General features: G+C 37.2%; 19 protein-coding genes and 1 other annotated feature. Of the genes, 13 read left to right on the top strand and 6 right to left on the bottom strand.

All coding sequences use genetic code 11. The annotated features are described in order from the left end of the window. Positions 1–32: 32 nt before the first annotated feature. A complete protein-coding gene (locus JFU18_RS08525; RefSeq protein ID WP_078175613.1) occupies positions 33–620 on the bottom strand; it encodes a thioredoxin family protein in 588 nt (195 codons plus the stop codon). 33 nt (positions 621–653) lie between these two features. Then, positions 654–1,085, bottom strand: coding sequence for a regulatory YrvL family protein (locus tag JFU18_RS08520; protein WP_002193242.1), 432 nt, complete (start codon positions 1,083–1,085; stop codon positions 654–656). A gap of 162 nt (positions 1,086–1,247) precedes the next feature. Between JFU18_RS08520 and JFU18_RS08515 the strand changes: the two genes are divergently transcribed. Further along, positions 1,248–1,667 carry a MarR family winged helix-turn-helix transcriptional regulator gene (locus JFU18_RS08515; RefSeq protein WP_002064429.1) on the top strand — a complete coding sequence of 140 codons (420 nt, stop codon included), beginning with the start codon at positions 1,248–1,250 and terminating at the stop codon, positions 1,665–1,667. Positions 1,668–1,820: 153 nt separating this feature from the next. After that, positions 1,821–1,976: a hypothetical protein gene (locus JFU18_RS08510; RefSeq protein ID WP_002011733.1), complete on the top strand. Its 156-nt coding sequence runs from the start codon at positions 1,821–1,823 to the stop codon at positions 1,974–1,976. 22 nt (positions 1,977–1,998) lie between these two features. Here JFU18_RS08510 and JFU18_RS08505 read toward each other — a convergent pair whose 3' ends face one another. Beyond that, on the bottom strand, positions 1,999–3,234 hold the full coding sequence (locus JFU18_RS08505) for a dicarboxylate/amino acid:cation symporter (protein WP_201034908.1): 1,236 nt from the start codon (positions 3,232–3,234) through the stop codon (positions 1,999–2,001). A 1,216-nt stretch (positions 3,235–4,450) separates the two neighbouring features. Between JFU18_RS08505 and JFU18_RS08500 the strand changes: the two genes are divergently transcribed. Then, positions 4,451–5,794 carry a TrkH family potassium uptake protein gene (locus JFU18_RS08500; RefSeq protein ID WP_201032758.1) on the top strand — a complete coding sequence of 448 codons (1,344 nt, stop codon included), beginning with the start codon at positions 4,451–4,453 and terminating at the stop codon, positions 5,792–5,794. Positions 5,795–5,828: 34 nt separating this feature from the next. Here the strand turns inward: JFU18_RS08500 and JFU18_RS08495 are convergent, their stop codons facing one another. After that, the gene (locus JFU18_RS08495; RefSeq protein WP_201032759.1) at positions 5,829–6,203 is read right to left on the bottom strand and encodes an imidazole glycerol phosphate synthase; all 375 of its coding nucleotides are present in this window, start codon (positions 6,201–6,203) and stop codon (positions 5,829–5,831) included. A gap of 307 nt (positions 6,204–6,510) precedes the next feature. Between JFU18_RS08495 and ytfJ the strand changes: the two genes are divergently transcribed. Continuing rightward, positions 6,511–6,918, top strand: coding sequence for a GerW family sporulation protein (ytfJ, locus tag JFU18_RS08490; RefSeq protein ID WP_201032760.1), 408 nt, complete (start codon positions 6,511–6,513; stop codon positions 6,916–6,918). 108 nt (positions 6,919–7,026) lie between these two features. Beyond that, entirely contained in the window at positions 7,027–7,116 is a 90-nt protein-coding gene (locus JFU18_RS08485) for a hypothetical protein (protein WP_000608225.1), read from the top strand. A gap of 428 nt (positions 7,117–7,544) precedes the next feature. Here the strand turns inward: JFU18_RS08485 and JFU18_RS08480 are convergent, their stop codons facing one another. Both JFU18_RS08480 and JFU18_RS08475 read right to left on the bottom strand, forming a co-directional pair. After that, complete coding sequence (locus tag JFU18_RS08480) at positions 7,545–7,784, bottom strand: YkuS family protein (RefSeq protein WP_201050294.1); 240 nt, start codon at positions 7,782–7,784, stop codon at positions 7,545–7,547. 86 nt (positions 7,785–7,870) lie between these two features. Further along, positions 7,871–8,110, bottom strand: a complete 240-nt coding sequence (locus tag JFU18_RS08475; RefSeq protein WP_002011724.1) for a DUF3911 family protein — start codon at positions 8,108–8,110, stop codon at positions 7,871–7,873. A 415-nt stretch (positions 8,111–8,525) separates the two neighbouring features. Between JFU18_RS08475 and ilvE the strand changes: the two genes are divergently transcribed. The 8 genes from ilvE to leuD all read left to right on the top strand — a co-directional run bounded on the left by ilvE (position 8,526) and on the right by leuD (position 17,602). After that, positions 8,526–9,422 carry a branched-chain-amino-acid transaminase gene (gene ilvE / locus JFU18_RS08470; RefSeq protein WP_201032761.1) on the top strand — a complete coding sequence of 299 codons (897 nt, stop codon included), beginning with the start codon at positions 8,526–8,528 and terminating at the stop codon, positions 9,420–9,422. A gap of 15 nt (positions 9,423–9,437) precedes the next feature. Then, positions 9,438–9,666: a binding site (T-box leader), on the top strand. A gap of 73 nt (positions 9,667–9,739) precedes the next feature. Continuing rightward, a complete protein-coding gene (ilvB, locus tag JFU18_RS08465; protein WP_201034909.1) occupies positions 9,740–11,440 on the top strand; it encodes an acetolactate synthase large subunit in 1,701 nt (566 codons plus the stop codon). Next, complete coding sequence (ilvN, locus tag JFU18_RS08460; RefSeq protein ID WP_000822948.1) at positions 11,437–11,946, top strand: acetolactate synthase small subunit; 510 nt, start codon at positions 11,437–11,439, stop codon at positions 11,944–11,946. Before ilvB ends, ilvN begins: the two co-directional genes overlap by 4 nt. Before the next feature lie 21 nt (positions 11,947–11,967). Then, on the top strand, positions 11,968–12,984 hold the full coding sequence (gene ilvC, locus JFU18_RS08455) for a ketol-acid reductoisomerase (protein WP_201032763.1): 1,017 nt from the start codon (positions 11,968–11,970) through the stop codon (positions 12,982–12,984). Between the two features lies 1 nt (position 12,985). Continuing rightward, positions 12,986–14,506 carry a 2-isopropylmalate synthase gene (gene leuA, locus JFU18_RS08450; protein WP_002064438.1) on the top strand — a complete coding sequence of 507 codons (1,521 nt, stop codon included), beginning with the start codon at positions 12,986–12,988 and terminating at the stop codon, positions 14,504–14,506. Positions 14,507–14,584: 78 nt separating this feature from the next. Then, positions 14,585–15,649 (top strand): 3-isopropylmalate dehydrogenase, encoded by a 1,065-nt coding sequence (gene leuB, locus JFU18_RS08445; RefSeq protein ID WP_201032764.1) that lies wholly within the window; start codon positions 14,585–14,587, stop codon positions 15,647–15,649. Next, the gene (leuC, locus tag JFU18_RS08440; protein ID WP_002011716.1) at positions 15,649–17,043 is read left to right on the top strand and encodes a 3-isopropylmalate dehydratase large subunit; all 1,395 of its coding nucleotides are present in this window, start codon (positions 15,649–15,651) and stop codon (positions 17,041–17,043) included. The genes leuB and leuC overlap by 1 nt, the downstream gene beginning before the upstream one ends. Then, on the top strand, positions 17,021–17,602 hold the full coding sequence (gene leuD / locus JFU18_RS08435; protein ID WP_012260613.1) for a 3-isopropylmalate dehydratase small subunit: 582 nt from the start codon (positions 17,021–17,023) through the stop codon (positions 17,600–17,602). The genes leuC and leuD overlap by 23 nt, the downstream gene beginning before the upstream one ends. The last annotated feature ends 13 nt before the right edge of the window (positions 17,603–17,615 follow it).

Raw genomic sequence — 17,615 nt, 5'->3', positions numbered from 1 at the left:
ATAAAAAAACCTGCCGAAATCGGCAGGTTTTTTTATTTTACTACTTTCTCAATCATGCTTTCCATTACATGTTCCCAAAGAGAAGTATCATCAGCTAATGTAGCACGGAAATTAGCATACATTTCTTTTTGTTTCTCTTCGAATGTTGGATCTTCTTTTTCAGGTAATGTAGCGCGCATTGAAGTTACTAATTCTTGTACTTTTGGAGCGCGTGGTCCAAAGACGGCTTGTTCATTTCCGTCTTTATCAATGAAAATAAAGATTGGAATCGCACGTGCTGTTCCGTTTGTTAAGTATTGATCCATTAACTCTAAGTTTTCATCGCGAATTAATAAACGCATATCAATATTTGCAACTTCAGAAATTCGTTTCATAACAGGTACACATAAAAGAGCGTCGCCGCACCAGTCAGCTGTTAATACGATAACGCGCCAGCCATCATTTTGACGTTCTTCTAAAACTGGAAGTAATTCATTTGGAATTAAAAAGTTATTGTAAATGTGTAGTAGCTCGTATTGGTTTACTTTCATTTCATTCACATATGTATCAAAGGACATACCTTTATCAGCCCATTGTAGTAAGTTCATAAGTAACACCTCTTTAGTATGATTTATTTTTATTGTACCAATTTTTATATAGAAAAGCTTGTATTCTTACTCTTTCTTATCACTAAATAATTTATTTAGTGTGTAAAGGAATAGTGCGACACATAATTCAGCTATGTTGGGCATTTGTACACTCTCTATCCAGTCATCGGCGGTATGTATGACAAACCAATCTAACGTAATTTCAATTATAGAGAGCAGAGCAATTGAGAGCCAATTGGGCATACTTGTCATCATTGGATGTAGGAGCACTTTAAAGAAAATGAATATAAAATATGTAATACCGTCTAATAAAAGAATGAGTAAAAAAAAGAGTAGTAGAGCTGTTCTTGATGAATATTCTATACCTGTAATATGAAAGATTCCCACATATACAAAAAATATAAATGCAAAGAATATAATGAGAATAAGAATAACAACACTAATAATAATAGTCTTATCTTTTAGACTGAGATTAGAAAGTTTGTCTTCTTCACTCATTGCCCCAACTCCTTTTTCGGGAAAATCAATTTCATTGTACCATGAAATATCTATTAAAAAACTACGAATTATGGGGAAATAAGGTGACAAAAAGTAAGATTTCGTGTAAAATTATTAATAAGGTTTTTATTTAACTAAATTAAATAAAAGGGGCTGTCAAAGTTGTCTCAAAATCGAGAACAATTAATGGAAGAACTATCGACAAATGTTTTTGCAATGTTTCGCACGTTGCGTAATGATATTGGAAAAATATTTGGTGGTTACATACCGTGGAATGAGTTCATTGTCCTTAGAATATTGAACCGTACGAATAAAGAAATGGTCTCACGTGTAGCTAATGAGTTAAATGTGTCGAATAGTCATATTACAGCTGTTACAGAAAAATTAATTAATAAAGGCTTTGTAACTCGTTCACGTTCTACATCAGATCGCCGAGTTGTATATTTAGAGATTACAGAACAAGGGAAAGAGTTAGTTGCGAAAATGGAAGGTGAGAAAAAGAAATATTTACAAGAAAGATTTTCCGCACTTTCAGAAGATGAAATGGATATAATGATATCTATTTCTAAAAAACTTATTTAAATAATTACAAATAAGAAAACGCTTACTTAATGAAAAAGAAGACCTTCCTCATATGTGGAAGGTCTTCTTCTGTGTGTAATAGATGATAAAAAATAAAATGTGTATGAAAAAAGATAGAGCGCCATACTACTAATAAAGGAAGGAGGCGGAAATATGACGAATCGTAATGGTAGTCAAGGAAGTGGAAATCAAGGTTCACCAAAATCAGGGCAATTTCAGCAGGAGTTTAGTACTGAATTTGAAACGGGAAATGATAATAAAGGAAAAGAATATCGTTCGAAAAAAGGAAGTAAATCAAAAAAGGAGTGAAATGATTCACTCCTTTTTTGATTTAAGATGCTGCAGATTGATCCGTATTATATTTTTCTTCTGAGTTTGCAACAATCATTGCACAAATTGCATCACCGGAAATATTTACAGCAGTTCTAGACATATCTAGAATGCGGTCAATGCCGATAATTAAAGCAATGCCTTCTACTGGTAGATTTACTTGATTTAAAACCATCGTAAGCATTACTAGTCTAACACCTGGTACACCTGCAGTACCGATACTAGCTAGTACAGCAGTTAATACGACCATAGCTAATTGTGGTAATGTAAGTTCAACGCCGTATACTTGAGCGATAAATACAGTTGCTACCCCTTGCATAATAGCAGTACCATCCATATTAATCGTTGCACCTAGTGGTTGTACAAAAGAGCTTATCGCTTTTGGAACTCCAAGTTTTTCTTGGGCGGTTTTCATGGCAAATGGAAGGGACGCATTAGAGCTAGATGTACTAAACCCAATTGCCATTACCGGACCGAAATGTTTAAAGAAACGAATAATACTTTCTTTGGCTAGTACCTTTAATAAACCGCCGTATACGAAGACACCGTGAATAATGAGTACCAACATAACGACAATCATATACTTGAACATCGCAGCGACGCCTGCAAGACCCATTTTACCAACGGACGAAGCGAGCAACCCGAATGTTCCGATTGGAGCTAATTTCATGACGAGATTAACAAGATACATCATTAATTCGTTGCCCTGTTCAAGTAATGAATGGACACCTTGAACTCGTTTTCCTAAAACAGCTAAACCGAGTCCGATCAATGCGGCAAAGGCAATAATTTGTAGCATGTTCCCATCAGCCATCGCTTTTGCTGGATTATCTGGCACAATATTCAGCAATGTATCAACGAAAGATGTTTCAGTTTTTGCACCTTCATACTTAAGTCCGTCTGTTTTAAAGTTACCGCCAGCTCCTGGTTTTATGATAAGTGCAAATGTAACTGCAATAGAGATAGCGACAGCTGTTGTTACGAGAAAGAATGAAATTGATTTTAAACCAATTCTTCCAAGTTGTTTCGGATCTCCAAGACCAGCAGCCCCAAGTACGATAGAAATGAACACAACAGGAACAACTAGCATTTTAATAAGGCGAATAAACAGTTGACCAAGTGGATTGAACGCATATTGATTCAATGGCTCAAAAATAGATGGAGCAGCTAAATTTAAAGTGAGTCCGACAACTAGACCGAGAAATAATGCAATTAAGATTGCCTTTGTTTGTTTCAATCCCCCCCCCTTTTTGTTTTTGTAAAATTGCTTTCTAAATTAATTATACCGAAAAAATACCTATTTTGACAATATTTTCTTGATATTTAGTATAAAGCTGTCTGTTTCAATGTATATAGTCCAGTTTTGCTGAAATATGTGGAAAGAATACATTTATGTATTTGGAAAAAAAATAGACCATCACATGATGGCCTAGGGAAGGGGACAATTTATATCAATTTAATTAGGGATGGAAGCTATTCAAAGACACTGGGGAATGTCTTATAAATTAGGGAGGAACAGCTTCGATACATATACTATAAAAGATAGATGTGAACATAGAGTGAAATAGAGAGGGAGTTTTAAGTAAGAAGAAAGAGAGAATAAAAAAATAAGACCATCACATATAGGATGGCCTAGGGAAGGGGACAATTTATGTCAATTTAATTAGGGATGGAAAGCTGTTCAAGACACTGGGGAATGTCTTATAAATTAGGGAGGAACAGCTTCGATACGTATACTATAAAAGGTAGATGTGATCCTCGTGTGAACATGGAGTGAAAGAGAGAGGGAGTTTCAAATAAAAGATAGAAAGAATAAAAAATAAGACCATCACATATAGGATGGTCAAGGGAAGGGGACAATTTATGTCAATTTAATTAGGGATGGAAGCTATTCAAAGACACTGGGGAATGTCTTATAAATTAGGGAGGAACAGCTTCGATACATATATTATAAAAGGTGGATGTGATCCTCGTGTGAACATGGAGTGAAAGAGAGAGGGAGTTTCAAATAAAAGATAGAAAGAATAAAAAAATAAGACCATCACATATAGGATGGCCAAGGGAAGGGGACAATTTATGTCAATTTAATTAGGGATGGAAGCTATTCAAAGACACTGGGGAATGTCTTATAAATTAGGGAGGAACAGCTTCGATACATATACTATAAAAGGTAGATGTGACCCTCGTGTGAACTTGGAGTGAAAGATATGGGAATTTGAAAAGGGATAAAATAGTTGTTGTAAGAGTTATAGTATAAGTGGAGATATAATAGAAAATATTCTTTTGTAAAACGATAGGAGTCTGAATATAAATAAAAGTTGAAATCTATGAAAAAAAGGATTATGCTCAACTATATTATAAGAATATAAGGTTTATCCCGCTACTTGTAGGCTCTTAAAGATTCTTTATTTATGAGGGGATAAAAGCTTCACTTGATAAAGGGAGTTAGTGATATGGAAGTAGCAAAAAAACAAGGGTTGTATAATCGTTTTATACGATTGAATCCACCACAAATTTTAGCATTAGGCTTTTTTTGTTTAATTGTGGTCGGAGGATTGTTATTAAAGTTACCGTTTGCAACGAAAGTACATATTAGTTGGGTAGATGCTTTCTTTACAGCTACGTCGGCAGCGACTGTAACCGGTTTAGGTGTTGTAGATACTGCGAGTACGTTTACGATGTTTGGTGAAATTGTTATTATGTTTTTAATTCAAACGGGTGGTCTCGGTCTTATGACGATAGCCATTTTAATTGTTTGGGTATTAGGGAAAAAAATTGGTTTACGCCACCGATTATTAATTGGAGAAGCATTTAATCAAACAAATATTGGTGGTCTTGTGAAATTAGTAAAACGTGTTTTTATTTTTTCTATTTGTATTGAGCTAATTGGAGTTATCTTTTTATCGATTCGTTTTATTCCAGAGTTTGGTTTTGGAAAAGGTTTATACTATAGTATTTTTCACGTTATTGCGTCATATAATAATGCCGGCTTTGCGCTTTGGCCAGATAATTTAACAAGATATGTAGGAGATCCTATTATTAATATTGGGATTTGTTCTTTAATTGTAATAGGAGGGTTAGGGTTTACGGTATTAATTGATATATGGTATAGCCGTAGTTTTCGAAAATTATCACTGCACTCCAAAATCATGATTGTTGGAACGATAGCACTTAATGTTATTGCGATGATTGTGATTTTTGTATTGGAATATAATAATGTGAAGACTTTGGGGCACTTACCTTTAAATGAAAAATTATGGGCTTCGTTCTTCCAAGGAATTACACCTCGTACAGCTGGTTTTAACACGGTAGATTATGGGGGGATGGAAGAGTCATCGATACTATTTACAATGGTATTAATGTTTATTGGTGCGGGAAGTGTATCGACAGGCGGTGGAATTAAGTTAACGACATTCGTTATTTTAATTACATCAGTTCTTTCTTTCTTTAGAAAGAAAGAGGATTTTGTTTTGTTTCAGCGTACGATTAAAATGTCGACAGTAACGAGAGCGTTAGCAATTGTCGTTGCTAGTCAAATACTTATTTTTACAGCGGTATTTGTATTAATGCTTACAGAAGACTTCAGTTTTATTCAGTTATTATTTGAGACAATTTCAGCGTTTGGTACAGTAGGGTTAACAATGGGGATTACTGCGAAGCTATCGGCGTTTGGAAAATGTATTATTATGTTTGTTATGTTTTGTGGATTAATCGGACCGTTAACACTTGTGTTCTCTTTGGCACGACCAGCAAAACAAAAAATTAAATATCCATCAGAAGATGTATTTACAGGATAAGGTATCCCGCATAAAGCGAGATACCTTTTTCTTTTTAAAAAAGAGAGAACAATAAACCAATAAGCGCCACTCGGAATAAAATCGCAATGAGTGCAGCGATACCACCCACAATGGCAGCGGTACCGCCAGTTACAGTAGCCCCGCGATTATAAGCGTAAATACCAAGTAGAACAGACACAAGACCAAATAGTGTTGGGAATGTGAATAATGATAATATTGCTAAGGCAAGAGCAATAAAACCAGCAGTCGATCCAGCTGCAGACGATCTTACATCATCGTTATCTTTATCATCATAATCGATACGATGTGGTGCAACTTCAGCTGCGTATTCTTCTTTATAATCACTATCTATTCGATCTCTTTTTTTATATTCATCAAATTTCTCAGTCAAAGTAAGGACTCCTTTCATAACAAGGCTCAATAGTAGTATGTATCTCTTTACTGTTTTTATCCCGCTATTTGCGAGCAGTAAGACTCCCACCTCAAAATTTGGCTGGAGCCCTGCGGCTCGTGAACGCCCGATTGGTGTGGGCTAATAATCAGTGGGGGATGAACAAAACCTCCACTGATTAAAGTTTCACTTTATCCGAGCATGTACAGGGAGTAATATCCAATTGGAAAGTGGAAAATGTTTTTTCGAAATAGGAAAACTTAGTATGACTTCCTCTATTTTGGAAAGTATAAAAAAGAATAATGAGGAAAGGGTGTAGTACATAATGGAACATCCAATTGAAAATTTAATGAAAACAGCAATGACAAATTTAAAAGAGATGGTAGATGTAAATACGATTGTTGGAAGTCCGGTTTCAACAGCTGACGGAAATGTAGTATTAACAGTATCTCAAGTGGCTTTTGGTTTTGGAGCTGGTGGAAGTGACTTTAAAGGTAATTTTATTTCCGAAAAACATAACAGCGGACAAGGGCAGCATAAAGAGAACAAGCAAAGTCATCCATTCGGAGGCGGAAGCGGGGCTGGGGTTTCTATTAGCCCAGTTGCTTTTTTAGTAGTTGGTTCTAACGGTGTGCAAGTGTTGCATCTCAATAGTAGTACACATTTAATTGAAAAAGCGTTAAATACTGTGCCAAGCACTGTGGATAAATTTGTGAATGGTCGCCAAAAGTGAACTTGCATTTTTTAGGAATTATGATATATTAGAAAAAGTGCGCTTTATGACGATCGGAATAATTGAACTGTAAATATATATGATGTGTGGAATAAGGGAGAGGAATTTATGATTAATATCAAAAACTTAGTAGTTGGCTTATGTATGTTAGTAAGCGGTTTTGTTGTATATGTAATAAAAGAAAAAGCTCCATTCTAAAACAGACAAACCGTTAATGTCTGTTTTTAATTTGTAAAAAATGTTGACAAGTTATTGTATTGGTGTTAAAATTTTAATTCGTGTCTCGGTTAAAGCTAGTGTAAAGTAAATAAATCTTATGAATATAATACGAAAAGTTTGCGAAAGATCGGGTAGTCTTACCAACAACTTTTGTGAACAAACCCTATAAATTGTATATGTAAGCTTTATATGTATACTAGTGAATCAAGGAGCGGTCAGTGGAACCGTAATGATGAGAGAGAGGTAGGGCTTTCATCCAGTATATGTTACTTTCCCGTTAGGTGAATATAAAAAAGAGGGCTCCTTTTGAAAAGGAGCCCTCTTTCTATAAATAAATTGAAACTATAATCAGTGGGACCATTCCATTCCCTTTACATGTTAGCTCACAAATAATGTGATAAAAATGATTAAGTGCGGTTTTCAACTTGCTGACAAATTTCATCTGTTGTTAAACCATGTGCTTTAATTACAGATCCTTTTATCGATGTATCTGCAATGCCCATCATATTAGAATCTTGCCTGGTTACAACGCAACAATCACACCCATGTGCATCATTTTCAGAGTTAAGTGAAACGACTTCATGTCCTTGTTGCTGAAGAGCTTGTTGAACATCTGTTAAAGAGTTCTCAACACCAATTCTAGCCATAATTTTCACCTCCTACCATCTAGTTGCTAGTATGCTCAAGTCCATAGCATATATTTATGAAAAGATGGTAGGAAGAGAATATTTGTTTAGTCGTTATATACACCAGTAAGCATTTGACTAACGAATTGATCATTTAATGTATCTTGTGCTGAACTGTTATTAGACTGAATATCGATTGAAGCTGTGTAGTTGTTATGTTTCCTACTATTTGGTTCTACTTCAACGTAATTATCGAATTTACAAAATCCTTTCGTATCCATTAGATCAAATAGTTGTAGCATTTCTACTACCTCTTGTCTCGTTCCTTTAATTTGTACACACGCCATTGTTATTTCCTCCTTCAATTTGACAAATTGTTTTTTAAAAATAGGATTATGATTACTAAATGAAAAATATGAATGTTATTTTTAGACAGCGTTATTTTTGTTATTTTCCCCCTTTTTCACCAAAAGTCGTTGTATATTCCCGGATTTATAAAATCGGACGTCCGTTTATTGAATACAATAGATTCGTATCAATTGGCGAAAACCCTTCTTTTAAACAAATATTTTTTTAGTAGAATTTGACGAAAAAATTTTTTGACTTTTTTGTAAACGTTAACAATGTTATTAAATCAATATAAACAAAGATGTACGTACGATTAAAAATTAAAAATTTTCTAAAAATTAACTTGATTTATTTGAAAAGGAGAGTAGACTAGGAAACAATAAAAAACTCATAGAACATAGGGGGCGCTTTCAAGTGAACGAGCAGTGGATTTTCTTAAATGGAGAATTTGTTCCAAAAGACGAAGCAAAGGTTTCAGTATATGATCATGGCTATTTATATGGCGATGGAGTGTTCGAAGGAATTAGGGTATATAGCGGTAATGTTTTCCGTTTGAGAGAGCATCTTGTCCGGTTATATGAATCAGCGAAATCCATCATGTTAGAAATTCCATATACGTTAGAAGAAGCAACGAAAATCGTTGTTGAAACGATTCGACAAAACAAACTATCTAATGGATATATCCGCCTCGTTGTATCAAGAGGACCTGGGGACTTGGGATTAGATCCCGATTCTTGTACGAAACCAAATGTAGTAGTAATTGCAGAGCAATTATCTTTATTTCCACAAGAATATTATGAAAAAGGGATTCCGATTATAACAGTTGCAACGCGTCGCAATCGCCCGGATGTTTTATCGCCTCAAGTAAAATCTTTAAATTACTTAAATAATATTTTAGTTCGCATTGAGGCGAAATTAGCTGGAGTACAAGAAGCACTTATGTTAAATGACCAAGGATATGTAGCTGAAGGCTCTGGAGATAATGTATTTATTGTGAAGGGAAATAAATTAATTACACCACCAAGTTCTGCTGGAGCGTTAGAAGGTATTACACGAAACGCGATTTTAGAAATCGGCGAAAAACTTGGATATGACGTAAGAGAAGAATTATTTACAAGGCATGATGTATATGTAGCTGATGAAGTGTTTTTAACAGGAACAGCTGCTGAAGTAATTGCTGTTACGACAGTAGATGGAAGAACGATTGGTTTAGGTAGAACAGGGCCACATACGAATCGTTTATTAGAAGAATTCCGTAAATTAGTTGTAGAAGATGGAGAGAAAATTTACGAAGAAAATAAAGTTGGATAATAGCTCTTATGACATGATAAAGCGTTGATAGGGAGGAGTAGTTGACTGTGAAGCCTCACAGAGAGTCGGTGGTTGCTGGAAACCGATGGTTCACGTCGACGAACATCACCCTTGAGTGCTAAGCTGAAACGTTTGTTTAGGCTTAGACGGTAGCTCCGTTATTAGCTAGACTCATATCCCGAGTCACTGAGGCAAGAGTAATCTTGCAAAGAAGGGTGGTACCGCGAAATCTTTCGTCCCTTCAGCACATAGCTGGAGTGTGGACGTAGGATTTTTTTATTTTATAAATGTTTTAAAAAAGGGGGCTTATAAGAAAAATGTCTTCAAAAACGGAAGAGAAACTGGCAACTGGTGCACAGCTATTGTTAGAAGCGCTAGAAAAGGAAGGAGTAGAGGTGATTTTTGGTTATCCAGGTGGTGCGGTTTTACCTCTATATGATGCGCTTTATGATTGTGAAATTCCGCATATTTTAACGAGGCATGAGCAAGGTGCAATTCATGCTGCTGAAGGATATGCAAGAATTACAGGAAATCCAGGAGTGGTAATTGCAACAAGTGGACCGGGTGCTACAAATGTTATTACTGGTCTAGCTGACGCGATGATTGATTCATTGCCACTTGTTGTATTTACAGGGCAAGTAGCAACAACGTTAATCGGGAGTGATGCTTTCCAAGAAGCTGATATTATGGGGCTTACGATGCCGGTGACAAAACATAATTATCAAGTACGAAAAGCATCGGATTTACCCCGAATTATTAAAGAAGCATTTCATATCGCTAGAACAGGAAGACCAGGCCCAGTCGTAATTGACCTTCCGAAAGATATGGTAGTAGAGAAAGGTGAGCGATGTAGTGATGTACAAATGGATTTACCAGGATACCAGCCTAATTACGAACCGAATCTACTACAAATAAACAAATTATTACAAGCGATTGCGACTTCAAAAAAACCGTTAATTTTAGCTGGAGCAGGTGTATTGCATGCGAAAGCATCGAAAGAATTAACAAGTTTTGCTCGCAAATATCATATTCCAGTTGTTCATACATTACTTGGTCTTGGTGGGTTTCCGCCAGATGATGAACTATTTCTAGGGATGGGAGGAATGCACGGTTCATACACCGCAAATATGGCATTATACGAATGTGACTTACTTATTAATATAGGAGCAAGGTTTGATGATCGTCTTACTGGAAATTTAGCTTATTTTGCTAAAGAGGCAATTGTCGCACATATAGATATTGATCCAGCGGAAATTGGGAAAAATGTGCCGACTGAAATCCCTATTGTTGCGAGTGCGAAGCAAGCATTAGAAGCTCTACTCAACTTTAAGGAAGGGGAAGTAAATCACAATGATTGGCTCTCATTATTGAATAGTAGAAAAGAAAAATACCCTCTTTCTTACAAAGAACATGCAGAGCGTATTAAACCTCAATATGCAATTGATATGCTATACGAAATTACGAAAGGAGAAGCGATTGTAACAACAGATGTTGGGCAACATCAAATGTGGGCAGCTCAATATTATCCGCTGAAAAACCCAGATAGATGGGTAACCTCTGGGGGGTTGGGAACAATGGGCTTCGGGTTTCCAGCAGCAATAGGTGCACAAATCGCAAAGCCTGAAGAACTAGTTATTGCAATTGTCGGTGATGCTGGATTTCAAATGACCTTGCAAGAACTAAGTGTATTAAAAGAGCATTCTTTACCAGTTAAAGTTTTTATTTTAAATAATGAAGCTTTAGGGATGGTAAGACAATGGCAAGAGGAATTTTATAATGGGCGATATTCGCACTCCATACTTTCATGCCAACCAGATTTTGTTGCGCTTGCCAATGCTTATGGTATAAAAGGTGTTCGTATTGAAGACCCACTTCTTGCAAAGCAACAATTACAGTATGCAATTAAGTTAAGAGAGCCTGTTTTAATTGATTGCCGCGTACTTCAATCCGAAAAGGTAATGCCGATGGTTGCCCCAGGAAAAGGCGTTCATCAAATGGAGGGAGTGGAGAAAAGGTGAAGAGAATTGTAACAGCGACAGTTCGAAATCAAAGCGGTGTGTTAAATCGAATTACAGGTGTTATGACACGTAGACATTTTAATATTGAAAGTATTTCAGTAGGTCATACGGAATCATCGGATATTTCGAGAATGACGATTGTTGTACACGTTGAAAATGAACAGCAAGTTGAGCAGTTAATTAAACAACTGCATAAGCAAATCGATGTACTGAAAGTATCAGATATTACAGAAGAAGCGATGATCGCTAGAGAACTTGCACTTATTAAAGTAGCAACGTCTGTAGCAAGAGCAGAATTATATAGTTTAATTGAACCGTTCCGAGCCGCTGTAATAGACGTTGGGAAGGATTCCATAGTGGTGCAAGTAACAGGTACCCAGGAGAAAGTAGAAGCGTTAATTGAATTACTTCGTCCATATGGTTTGAAAGAAATTGCTAGAACAGGTGTAACAGCATTTACACGTAGTATGAAAAAACAAGATAAACAAGTTATGTTAATTCAATAATTATTTAAAAAATAGGGGGAAATGAAAATGGCGAAAGTTTATTATGAAAAAGACGTAACGGTAAATGTATTAAAGGAAAAGAAAGTAGCAATCATCGGATATGGATCGCAAGGCCATGCGCATGCGCAAAACTTACGTGATAACGGATTTGATGTGGTAGTAGGACTGAGGAAAGGGAAGTCATGGGATAAGGCGAAAGAAGACGGTTTTTCTGTATATAAAGTAGCGGAAGCAGCAGAAAAAGCAGATGTAGTAATGATTCTACTACCTGATGAATTACAGCCGGAAGTATATGAAGCTGAAATTGCACCAAACTTACAAGGTGGCAATTCTCTCGTTTTCGCGCATGGATTTAATGTTCACTTTGATCAAGTAAAACCGCCAGCTAATGTAGATGTATTTCTAGTAGCACCGAAAGGTCCAGGACATCTAGTACGTCGTACGTTTGCGGAAGGGGGAGCTGTTCCTGCATTATTTGCAGTATATCAAGATGCAACAGGAGTTGCGACTGAAAAGGCACTTTCATATGCAGATGGAATTGGGGCGACGAGAGCAGGTGTATTAGAAACAACGTTTAAAGAAGAAACAGAAACAGATTTATTTGGAGAGCAAGCTGTACTTTGCGGCGGAGTGACTGCACTAGTAAAAGCTGGGTTTGAAACGTTAGTTGATGCTGGTTATCAACCGGAAGTTGCATATTTTGAATGTTTACATGAACTAAAACTAATCGTTGACCTTATGTATGAAGGCGGACTTGAAAATATGAGATATTCAGTTTCAGATACAGCGCAGTGGGGCGACTTCGTATCAGGACCACGCGTTGTAACGGAAGATACGAAGAAAGCGATGGGTGCAGTGCTAGCAGAAATTCAAGATGGTACATTTGCAAGAGGCTGGATTGCAGAGCATAAAGCAGGAAAACCAAATTTCCATGCGACAAATGAGAAAGAGAATGAACACGAAATTGAAGTAGTTGGACGTAAATTACGTGAAATGATGCCGTTTGTACAGCCGCGAGTAAAGGCAGGGATTAAATAATATGAAGCAAATTTTGTTCATGGATACGACGCTTCGTGATGGCGAACAATCACCAGGAGTTAATTTAAATGAACAAGAGAAATTACAGATTGCGAGGCAACTAGAGAGACTTGGTATTAATGTAATGGAAGCTGGATTCGCAGCAGCTTCTGAAGGTGATTTTCAATCGGTAAAACGTATCGCAAATACCATTCAAAATGCTACGGTTATGAGTTTAGCTAGAGCGAAAGAAAGTGATATTCGAAGAGCCTATGAAGCTGTGAAAGGCGCTGTCTCTCCTCGTTTACACGTATTTTTAGCTACGAGTGACATTCATATGAAATATAAGCTTTGTATGTCAAAAGAAGATGTATTAGATAGCATACATCGCTCGGTTACGCTCGGGAAATCACTATTTCCAACAGTTCAATTTTCAGCAGAAGATGCAACAAGAACATCGAGAGCATTTTTAGCTGAAGCAGTAGAAGTCGCGATTCGCGCAGGAGCGAATGTAATCAATATTCCTGATACAGTTGGATATACGAATCCAGAAGAATATTATTCTCTTTTTAAATACTTACAAGAATCCGTTCCGTCGTATGAAAAAGCAATTTTCTCTTGTCATTGTCACGATGATCTTGGGATGGCAGTAGCGAATTCGTTAGCTGCGGTTGAAGGCGGAGCGTTACAAGTAGAAGGAACGATTAATGGAATTGGAGAAAGAGCGGGGAATGCGGCGCTAGAAGAAGTCGCGGTTGCTCTCCATATTAGAAAAGATTTCTATGAAGCAGAATCCTCTATGACATTAAAAGAAATTAAAGCGACGAGTACGTTAGTAAGTCGGTTAACGGGTATGGTTGTACCGAAAAATAAGGCGATTGTTGGAGCAAATGCTTTTGCTCACGAATCAGGTATTCATCAAGACGGTGTATTAAAAGAAGTAACGACGTATGAAATTATTGAACCATCACTGATTGGAGAGTCACAAAATTTATTTGTATTAGGAAAGCATTCCGGGCGCCATGCGTTTACTGAAAAAATGAAAGAACTTGGTTATGAGTTTACAAAAGAAGAACGAGATGTGGTGTTTGAAGCATTTAAAAACTTGGCTGACCGTAAAAAAGAAATTACAGAAGAAGATTTACGTGCGCTTATGCTTGGTGAAGCAGCATTTGCGGCCCAGCAATATAGCATTACTCAATTGCAAGTACATTTCGTATCAAATAGTACACAGTGTGCAACGGTTGTACTAAAAGATGAGGAAGGAAATATGTACGAAGATGCAGCAACTGGTTCTGGAAGTATTGAAGCGATCTATAATGCAATTCAAAGAATTTTAGGATTAGAATGTGACTTAGCGGATTATCGCATACAATCTATAACGCAAGGTCAAGATGCACTTGCACATGTTCATGTTGAATTAAAAGAAGGAACTCATCAAGTATCAGGTTTTGGTGTTGCGCAAGACGTATTAGAAGCATCGGCGAGAGCGTATGTTCATGCGGCCGGAAAATTAAAATCTTTTATTACTCTTGTGAAGTAACTGTTTGATAAGTGAGGGGATCGTCCCTTACTTATCAAAATATATTTCTGAAAATTCAGATAAAAAGGAGTGTTTTAATTGGAAAAACGTATCGTTTGTTTAGCGGGTGATGGTGTTGGTCCGGAAATTATGGAAAGCGCGAAGGAAGTATTGCGTATGGTAGAGAGGCTATATGGACATCACTTTCATTTACAAGATGAGTACTTTGGCGGAGCGGCTATCGATTTAAATGGGCAACCATTACCACAGCGAACACTTGCCGCTTGTTTAGCGAGTGATGCGGTTTTACTTGGAGCGGTTGGTGGACCGCGGTGGGATGATGCGAAAGAAAGGCCAGAGAAAGGATTATTAGCTTTAAGAAAAGGACTTGGTGTATTTGCGAATGTTCGTCCTGTAACAGTAGAAAGCGCAACTGCACATTTATCGCCATTAAAAAACGCAGATGAAATTGACTTCGTTGTCGTTCGTGAACTAACAGGCGGTATTTATTTCTCTTATCCGAAAGAAAGAACGGAAGAATCGGCAACTGATACACTTACGTACCATCGTCATGAAATTGAACGTATCGTGTCGTATGCTTTTCAATTAGCGAGTAAGAGAGAGAAAAAAGTAACCTCTATTGATAAAGCGAATGTTTTAGAATCTAGTAAATTGTGGAGAGCTGTTACGGAAGAAGTAGCTCTTCGTTATCCTAATGTTGAATTAGAGCACATTTTAGTAGATGCAGCTGCTATGGAGTTAATTCGAAACCCAAGGAGATTTGACGTTATCGTAACAGAAAATTTATTTGGTGATATTTTGAGCGACGAGGCTTCTGTATTAGCAGGGTCATTAGGAATGCTTCCATCAGCGAGCCATGCGGAAAACGGGCCGTCTTTATATGAGCCTATTCACGGATCAGCGCCAGATATTGCAGGTAAAAATAAAGCGAATCCAATTGCGATGATGCGTTCAGTAGCGATGATGCTTGGGCAATCATTTGGATTAACGAGAGAAGGGTATGCGATTGAAGAGGCAATTTCTGCAGTTCTTCAATCTGGGAAATGTACAGCTGATATTGGGGGGAATGAGACGACAACTTCATTTACGAGGGCAGTTATTCAAGAAATGGAAGAGCAGGCACTAGTAGGGAGAGGAAGATAATGGGGAAAAGGTTACTAGATAAGCTTTGGGAAAGACATGTAGTTGTAACGAATGAAAATGGATTGGATTTATTATATATCGATCTTCATCTCGTTCATGAAGTAACGTCACCGCAAGCCTTTGAAGGCTTGCGGCTTGCAAATCGAACTGTTCGGAGACCGGAATTAACGTTTGCAACGATGGATCATAATATTCCAACGAAAGATGTTTGGAATATTACCGATCGCATTGCGAAGCAGCAATTGGATACACTTCGTGACAATTGTAAACAATTTAAGGTGCGATTAGCCGATATTGGTGATGAAGAGCAAGGAATCGTTCACGTTATAGGACCAGAACTTGGGCTCACACAACCGGGGAAAACGATTGTATGCGGTGATAGCCATACAGCAACCCACGGTGCTTTCGGTGCTTTAGCGTTTGGTATTGGTACGAGTGAAGTAGAACATGTATTAGCAACTCAAACGCTGTGGCAACGAAAACCGAAAGCGATGGGGATTGAATTAAAAGGAAAGTTACCGAAAGGCGTTTATGCAAAGGATATTATTTTGCATCTTCTCTCAAAGTACGGTGTAGCGGTTGGAACGGGGCATGTAATGGAATTCTACGGAGAGACGATTCGTGATATGGGTATGGAAGAGAGAATGACACTTTGCAATATGGCAATTGAAGGGGGAGCGAAAGCTGGCATCATTGCACCAGATGAGAAAACATTTTCTTATGTAAAAGGGCGTGAATATGCACCGAAAGACTATGAAACGTTTACGGGAAAATGGTCGGAGCTTTATACAGATTCAGATGCAATTTATGATTTACATATTTCAGTAGATGTTACGGATTTAGCACCGTATGTCACTTGGGGAACAAATCCTAGTATGGGTGTTCCTATTGATGAAAAATTACCAGAGAAGCATAACGAAAATGATGAAAGAGCATTTTCATATATGGGATTGAGCCCTGGGCAAAGTACGTTTGAAATTCCTGTTAAGCATGTCTTCATTGGTTCTTGTACAAATTCACGTTTATCTGACTTAGAAATTGCTGCATCTGTTGTAAAAGGGAAAAAGGTAAAAGAAGGTGTGCGAGCACTCGTTGTACCAGGATCAAAAAGTGTGAGAGAGCGGGCGATGCAAAAAGGCTTACATCGCATATTTGAAGAAGCGGGATTTGAATGGAGAGAGCCTGGATGTTCAATGTGTCTTGGGATGAATCCAGATCAAGTACCTGAAGGAGAACATTGTGCTTCTACTTCAAATCGTAATTTTGAAGGAAGGCAAGGGAAAGGAGCACGAACACATTTAGTAAGTCCAGCTATGGCTGCAGCAGCTGCGTTATATGGTCATTTTGTTGATATTAGAAAGGAGAGTTACGATGGAACCATTTCATATTCATAAAGGTACTGCCGCAGTACTTATGAATGATAACATTGATACAGATCAAATTATTCCGAAGCAATATTTGAAGAGAATTGAAAGGACGGGATTTGGAAAATATTTATTTGATGAGTGGCGTTACGATAATGAGCGCCATGAAAATCCTAATTTCTCCCTTAATGCACAAGAACGAAAAGGAGCAAGTATATTAATTACAGGTGATAATTTTGGATGTGGTTCTTCAAGAGAACATGCTCCGTGGGCGCTTGCGGATTATGGTTTCCGCGTTATTATCGCCGGAGGATTTGCAGATATTTTTTATATGAATTGTATGAAGAATGGTATGTTACCGATTGTAATGGATAAAGAGATGCGTGAACAACTTGCCCAAACGAATGCAAGAGATCAAATGGAAGTTGATTTAGAGAATGAAGTAATTATTACGAATACGCACAGGTTTCATTTTACAATCGAGAAAATGTGGAAAGAAAAATTATTAAATGGTCTAGATGAAATCAGCATTACAATGCAATATGAACAAGAAATTGAAGAGTATGAAAGAAAAGTAGCTTCACATTAACTAAAAATAGAAT

It is taken from the genome of Bacillus sp. TH22, assembly GCF_016651015.1.
Classification (GTDB): Bacteria; Bacillota; Bacilli; order Bacillales; family Bacillaceae_G; genus Bacillus_A; species Bacillus_A mycoides.
This window is presented reverse-complemented; position numbering and strand designations above follow the sequence as displayed.